This window comes from Candidatus Thiosymbion oneisti, from assembly GCF_900092655.1.
Taxonomy (GTDB): domain Bacteria; phylum Pseudomonadota; class Gammaproteobacteria; order Chromatiales; family Chromatiaceae; genus Thiosymbion; species Thiosymbion oneisti.
In genome coordinates this window covers 1-5623 of the sequence record NZ_FLUY01000563.1, presented here as the reverse complement: position 1 = coordinate 5623, position 5623 = coordinate 1, and the positions used below count along the sequence as shown (strand labels likewise).

Here is a 5623-nt window from a genome sequence, read left to right as displayed (position 1 = left end):
TGCCGGAATCCAGGGCCAGGGATGGCAAAACGGTGGAGTTCAAAGCATTAGGTCGCATTTAAATTTAACCACTACCCCCAACCTATACTTAACGCGCGGTCCGCGCGTGCAGGCAGTACGGGAAGTAATATAGGTGTAGGTTGCGTTGAGATGCCGGCATTGGCCTGGTCGTAGATCAACGAGCCGTTGGGCGTCGAACGCGACACGTCAAACTTGTCCCGACGCAGGAGGGATCTTTTCCCTCCAAACAACGCCACATCATTCAGGGTTACTCTAAGCAGTTGAGAGTCATACTTAAGTACCTACCCCGAGCCAGGCAGGTATTCCACACGGAAGGTCTCCCGGTCCTGGTCGCCAAGCTGTTGCGGCGCCTGAAGACGACCCCGCTCTCGGTCAAGCGGAAACCCGAGCTCTTGATGCTCCATCCGCCTTTCGAGCCCTTCGGGTTCCCTGTGGTGTCGGTAGTGGATGTGTCCATCATCATCCCCGTCTTCAATCAGTATCGCTTCACCTTTCACTGCCTTGCCGCACTCAGGCGTCAACGAAGTACCTTCGGCTTCGAGGTCCTGGTCGTCGATGAGGGTTCGACGGACGAGACGCGAGCGCAGCTGTCCCGCTTCGGGAATCTCCGTCTGGTCGTAAATTCGCGGAACCTGGGTTTTGTCCGTTCCTGCAACGCCGGAGCCCATCAGGCACGGGGCAGATACATCGTCTTTCTCAACAACGACACCCAGGTGCAACCGGGCTGGCTGGATGCCCTGATCGAGACCTTCCGCAGGCACTCGAAGGTCGGTGTCGTGGGCAGTCGGCTGCTGTTCCCGAATGGGCGCCAACAAGAGGCCGGGGCCATTGTTTTCCGGGATGGTTCTTTCTGGAACTACGGCCATCTGGATGACCCCTACAAGCCCCAGTACAGCTATGTACGCGAGCCGGACTATGTCTCCGGTGCCTCACTGGCGATCCGCCGCGATCTGTTCGAGCAGCTCGGGGGCTTCGACGAACACTTCGCACCGGCCTATTACGGGGATGTGGACCTGGCCTTTCGCGTCCGCGCGGCCGGCTATCGCGTCCTCTACGCGCCCCTATCGAGGGTGGTGCACTTCGAGGGGGTAAGCGCCGGGACGAACGAGACCGCGGCCATGGGTATGAAGCGGTTTCAAGCCATCAACCGGGAAAGGTTCGTGGCCCGTTGGCGCGGTGAGCTCGCGGCGCACGGCGCGCGTGGGGACCAACTGGAACGACAGAAGGAGCGTCGAATCCGGCGCCGGGTCTTTGTCAGCGACACCTACATGTTGACCCCGGACAAGGAATCCGGCTCCCTGCGGATGCAAAACCTGTTCGTGGTACTCCAAGAACTCGGATTCAAGATAACCTTCGCGGCCTCCAATCTGGAAGCGCCCCAACCTTATGTCTCCGATTTGCAGCAGCGTGGCGTGGAGGTGCTGTATCGACCTTATGTCTCCTCGATCGACAGGCACTTCCAAGCACACGGGGCGGACTATGACCTGGTGATCTTGAGCCGAGCCGACACCGCGGCGCAGCTGATGGCCAGCGTTCGCCGCCACTGCCGCCGTGCCCGCATCGTCTTCGACACCGTCGATCTCCACTTCCTGCGCGAGCGGCGGTTGGCTGAGCTGACCGAGGACAAGGCCATTCGTGCCGCGGCCGAGCGGCGCCGGCACGAGGAATTGGGGCTGATCGCACAGGCGGACACCACGCTGGTGGTAAACCATGTGGAACGCGCTCTGTTGGCGCGGGAGGCACCCACAGCGGACGTTCGGGTCCTGTCCAATGTCCACCGTATCCACGGTAGCCGCAACGCCTTTGCACGCAGACAGGATATCCTCTTCATCGGTGCCTTCGCCCATCCTCCGAACCGAGATGCCGTCCTGTGGTTCTGTCGTGAAATCTTCCCGCTGGTCTCGGCGGAGAGGCCTAAGGTGCAGCTGGTGGTGATCGGGGCTGATCCACCGCCGGAGGTCAGGGATCTGGCGGCAGCGAACGTGCGTATCTTGGGCTATGTGCCCGATGTGGCCTCGTTCTTCGACGGTTGTCGCCTGTCCGTAGCCCCATTGCGCTATGGGGCCGGGGTCAAGGGCAAGATCAATCAGAGCCTGGCCTTCGGCCTGCCGGTAGTGGCCACCCGACAGGCGGTCGAGGGCATGTTCCTCGAAGATGGGGAATCGGTACTGATTGCCGATGAACCGACGGAATTCGCCGCCGCGGTGCTGCATCTCTACGCCGACCCTTCCCTGTGGGAAAGGCTTTCACGCAACGGACTGGCGGTGATGGAAGCGCATTTCAGCTTCGCTGCGGCCCGCCGAGCACTGACGGACCTCGTTGAGCCTGGGGAGAATAAGCCTGAGCCGGCCGGATAGGTGGGACCTTACTTCTCACATATGGCAAGGTTTTGCTGTTCCGTTCTACCTTTTGTTCGCCACCCACCGGCTCCAACTCTCGGCGGCTTGCCGAACGACCACATATTCCGTAGCCTTATTGTCTACATATCCAACCAGCCGAGGTAACTTCTCCGCCCATGGATACCAGCATCGACAGCGCCCGCTTCAACATGGTCCAGCAACAGATCCGACCCTGGAACGTCGCGGACGACAGGGTGCTGTCGATTATGGCGGATATCCCACGGGAGCAATTCGTTCCGGCGGCCTATCGCAACCTGGCCTATGCGGATATAGAGATCCCCATCGGGGAAGGGCAGACCATGCTGGCACCCAAGGTGGTGGCCCACATGCTACAGGCCCTAGACATCCGAACGGACGACAAGATCCTGGAGATCGGCACCGGGACCGGTTATGTAACGGCTTGCCTGTCCCATCTCGGCGGCCATGTCGTAGGCATGGAGATCCATGCAAGCCTGGCGGAACAGGCGCGGACGGCACTGCAGGCGCTCCAGCCGCAGCGGCTGGAAGTACGCGTCGGAGACGGGCTCGAGGAGCCGGTGAATGGACACCCCTTCGATGTGATTGCCGTGACCGGCTCCCTACCGGACACTGCGGCGCTGGGGACACTGGAAAGACAGCTGGCCCCCGGTGGGCGTCTGTTCACCGTCGTCGGCGAAGAACCGGTCATGGAGGCCCTGCTTGTGACCCGCGTCACTGACCGGGATTTCCGCCGTCAGTCACTGTTCGAGACCAGTGTGCCGGCGCTGGAGAAGGCCCCGGAGCCGGAGCGTTTCGTCTTTTGATTCCTATGTGGGTTGTCGCGTAGCGGGCGGCTCGGGCCAGCCGAGCCAGTGTTTTTCCCGGCGCATCCCACACCAAGAACGCTCACGCCGGATAAATCGGAGCGGGAAAATCCGAGCTACCCACCCTGCGGAGAGGAGGCCAGCTAACCCCGCGCAGGAGGACTAGCCGGGACAACCTACTATCCGCCGATGCTACTCACGGTGGGGGTTCGTTTAGCGATGGAGATTCGGTCTACCCCATAGTAGACGGAGACCTGGTAGGCCAGGGTGACGGACATCCCCAGCGTGACCAGAATCAAGAGTACAGAAAACAGATCGAGCCTACGCCGTTTAGGTTCCTGAAACATAGACATACCGACGAAATGTCGAATTTTTATAGTCCTTGGAAGACTAAAGTCTACAACACTTACAAAACAAATAAAGCATAATTCTGAATGGGATAATACCTCCCATGACAGGTATCCGAGGGCAGGCATATATCCTTATAAATCAACAAGTTATAATTGAACTTTATTATCATGTTCGGCTTGCAACCATACAAAGTCATTGATTTTAAAAAATTTTATACGCGCTCGCCCTGACAGGTATCCGTCTTGATCTCGAACCCTTTTCCCCGTCACCCTCCAGGGAGCATCTTCGGATGTGAAATAAGGCGATGGTGCAACATCCATGGCGACTTACGCGATCGGTGACATCCAGGGCTGTTACGAAAGGCTGCGGCGGTTGCTCGAGGGTCTTCGATTCGACCCGGGCCGAGACCGCCTCTGGTTTGTCGGCGACTTGGTCAATCGGGGACCCGATTCGCTCGCCACCTTGCGCTTTGTCAAAGAACTCGGCGATCGTGCCCTCACGGTCCTCGGAAACCACGATCTGCACTTGCTCGCGCTGGCGGCCGGCAACTCGAGACGGGTAAAAGAGAACACCCTTGCCCCGGTGCTCCAGGCAGCGGATCGGGACGAGCTGTTGCATTGGCTGCGCCATCGTCCCTTGATGCATTTCGACGAGCACAAGCATTTCGCCCTCATCCATGCGGGGCTCCCACCCCAGTGGGATCTCCGCGATGCCTTGTCCTGTGCCCACGAGGTGGAGACGGTGCTCCAGGGCCCTGATTATCCAGACTATCTGGACGCCATGTACGGCAACGAGCCCGACCGTTGGTCCAACACGCTTGCCGGTGTGGAACGCCTGCGTTTTATCACCAACTGCTTCACCCGTCTACGTTATTGCAAGGCCGACGGGACCCTGGCCCTAAAGGAGAAGGCCGCTCCGGGCTCTCAAACATCCGGGTATCTGCCCTGGTTTGCCGTACCGAACCGAGCAACCAAAAGTACCCGCATCATCTTTGGACACTGGTCGACGCTGGGCTATGCGGCTGAGCACAACACCTGGGCATTGGATACCGGCTGCGTGTGGAAAGGCCGGCTAACCGCCATTCGGGTCCGTCGAGAAAAACCCAGCGGGCCCATCTCCGTCTCTTGTACATGATCCGCGGCTGACGACCCGGCGAGCCATTGCGATCACACACTGGCCGCCTTCGGGGTTCGTTTCTTGTTCGTGATGGCCTGCTTGGTAGCTGGTGTTTCGATGACCTGGACCGGTTTTTCGGTGCGTGGCAATAGCTTGCCGATTCCGAATCCCAGCCGGTCCTGACGGGCCCGCAGACCGTACCCCAAGGCGGCACCGCCGGCCGTGGTCAGGGTGAGCAGGCCCAAGGTTACAAACTGCGCCAGCACCATGACGACGCCCAACCCGGCCGCTCCGCCCAGCATCAGACTGGTTTTTAGATTGCCGCCTTGCTGTGCGCGTTGCCTCTCCCGGGAGATCCGACGCTGGTTGTTCTTGACCTCCTTGGCTTTCTCTCTCTCCGCGTGCACCCGGAGCTTCTCGCGTTCACGTGCAAAGCCTTCTTTTGCCCGCGATAACGCCTGCTTGCGCCCACCTTCGGCCATAGAGGTGAACCAAAAAGCGGTCAGTGTGCCGATGGCCAGATTGAGCAGTAAAAAGAGGAGACCGGTCTGCTCCAGATCGGTGCGGTAGGCAGTGACCACCAGCAGCACGGTGACGCCCTGGACCAACAGGACGCCGATCAGGTACTTGATGAAATTGGTCAGGCTGAAGGGTAGCATTGGAGCCCAAGAGAAAGCATAACCCACGGCGGCAACAAGCGGCGTGCTGGGTGAGAAGATAGGAGCAAACGGAGGGCGAATGCAAGACCGGCGTCATGCCGAGGGGGATGCTAGTACCTAGTTTCGACCGATATTGCAAGTTCATAGTATCTGCTTGCTCACACGCCTGACTTTCACGCTCCGGTGCCAAAATTAGTAGAATCGATAGAAACTAGGTACTAGTGCAGCATAGTAAAAATACGGAGACCATTTCTTGCATTAGAACCACGGATGGACACAGATAAACACGGATTGT

The 5623-nt window shown here is 59.2% G+C and carries 5 protein-coding genes; 3 read left to right on the top strand and 2 right to left on the bottom strand.

The window, feature by feature from the left end:
* The first annotated feature begins 281 nt into the window (after window positions 1-281).
* Both BQ17_RS05955 and BQ17_RS05950 read left to right on the top strand, forming a co-directional pair.
* Entirely contained in the window at window positions 282-2378 is a 2097-nt protein-coding gene (locus tag BQ17_RS05955; protein ID WP_256091492.1) for a glycosyltransferase, read from the top strand.
* A 158-nt stretch (window positions 2379-2536) separates the two neighbouring features.
* Entirely contained in the window at window positions 2537-3202 is a 666-nt protein-coding gene (locus tag BQ17_RS05950) for a protein-L-isoaspartate O-methyltransferase family protein (protein ID WP_089725190.1), read from the top strand.
* Between the two features lie 179 nt (window positions 3203-3381).
* Here the strand turns inward: BQ17_RS05950 and BQ17_RS21555 are convergent, their stop codons facing one another.
* Window positions 3382-3555, bottom strand: coding sequence for a hypothetical protein (locus tag BQ17_RS21555; protein WP_176722316.1), 174 nt, complete (start codon window positions 3553-3555; stop codon window positions 3382-3384).
* A 316-nt stretch (window positions 3556-3871) separates the two neighbouring features.
* Here BQ17_RS21555 and BQ17_RS05945 point away from each other — a divergent pair, with 316 nt between their 5' ends.
* Window positions 3872-4687 (top strand): symmetrical bis(5'-nucleosyl)-tetraphosphatase, encoded by an 816-nt coding sequence (locus BQ17_RS05945; protein WP_089725188.1) that lies wholly within the window; start codon window positions 3872-3874, stop codon window positions 4685-4687.
* A 32-nt stretch (window positions 4688-4719) separates the two neighbouring features.
* Here the strand turns inward: BQ17_RS05945 and BQ17_RS05940 are convergent, their stop codons facing one another.
* On the bottom strand, window positions 4720-5328 hold the full coding sequence (locus tag BQ17_RS05940) for a hypothetical protein (protein ID WP_089725186.1): 609 nt from the start codon (window positions 5326-5328) through the stop codon (window positions 4720-4722).
* Window positions 5329-5623: the final 295 nt, after the last annotated feature.

Coding starts and splice junctions, on each gene's coding strand:
- BQ17_RS05950 (WP_089725190.1), top strand. CDS start 2,537: ATGGATACCAGCATCGACAGCGCCCGCTTCAACATGGTCCAGCAACAG.
- BQ17_RS21555 (WP_176722316.1), bottom strand. CDS start 3,555: ATGTCTATGTTTCAGGAACCTAAACGGCGTAGGCTCGATCTGTTTTCT.
- BQ17_RS05945 (WP_089725188.1), top strand. CDS start 3,872: ATGGCGACTTACGCGATCGGTGACATCCAGGGCTGTTACGAAAGGCTG.
- BQ17_RS05940 (WP_089725186.1), bottom strand. CDS start 5,328: ATGCTACCCTTCAGCCTGACCAATTTCATCAAGTACCTGATCGGCGTC.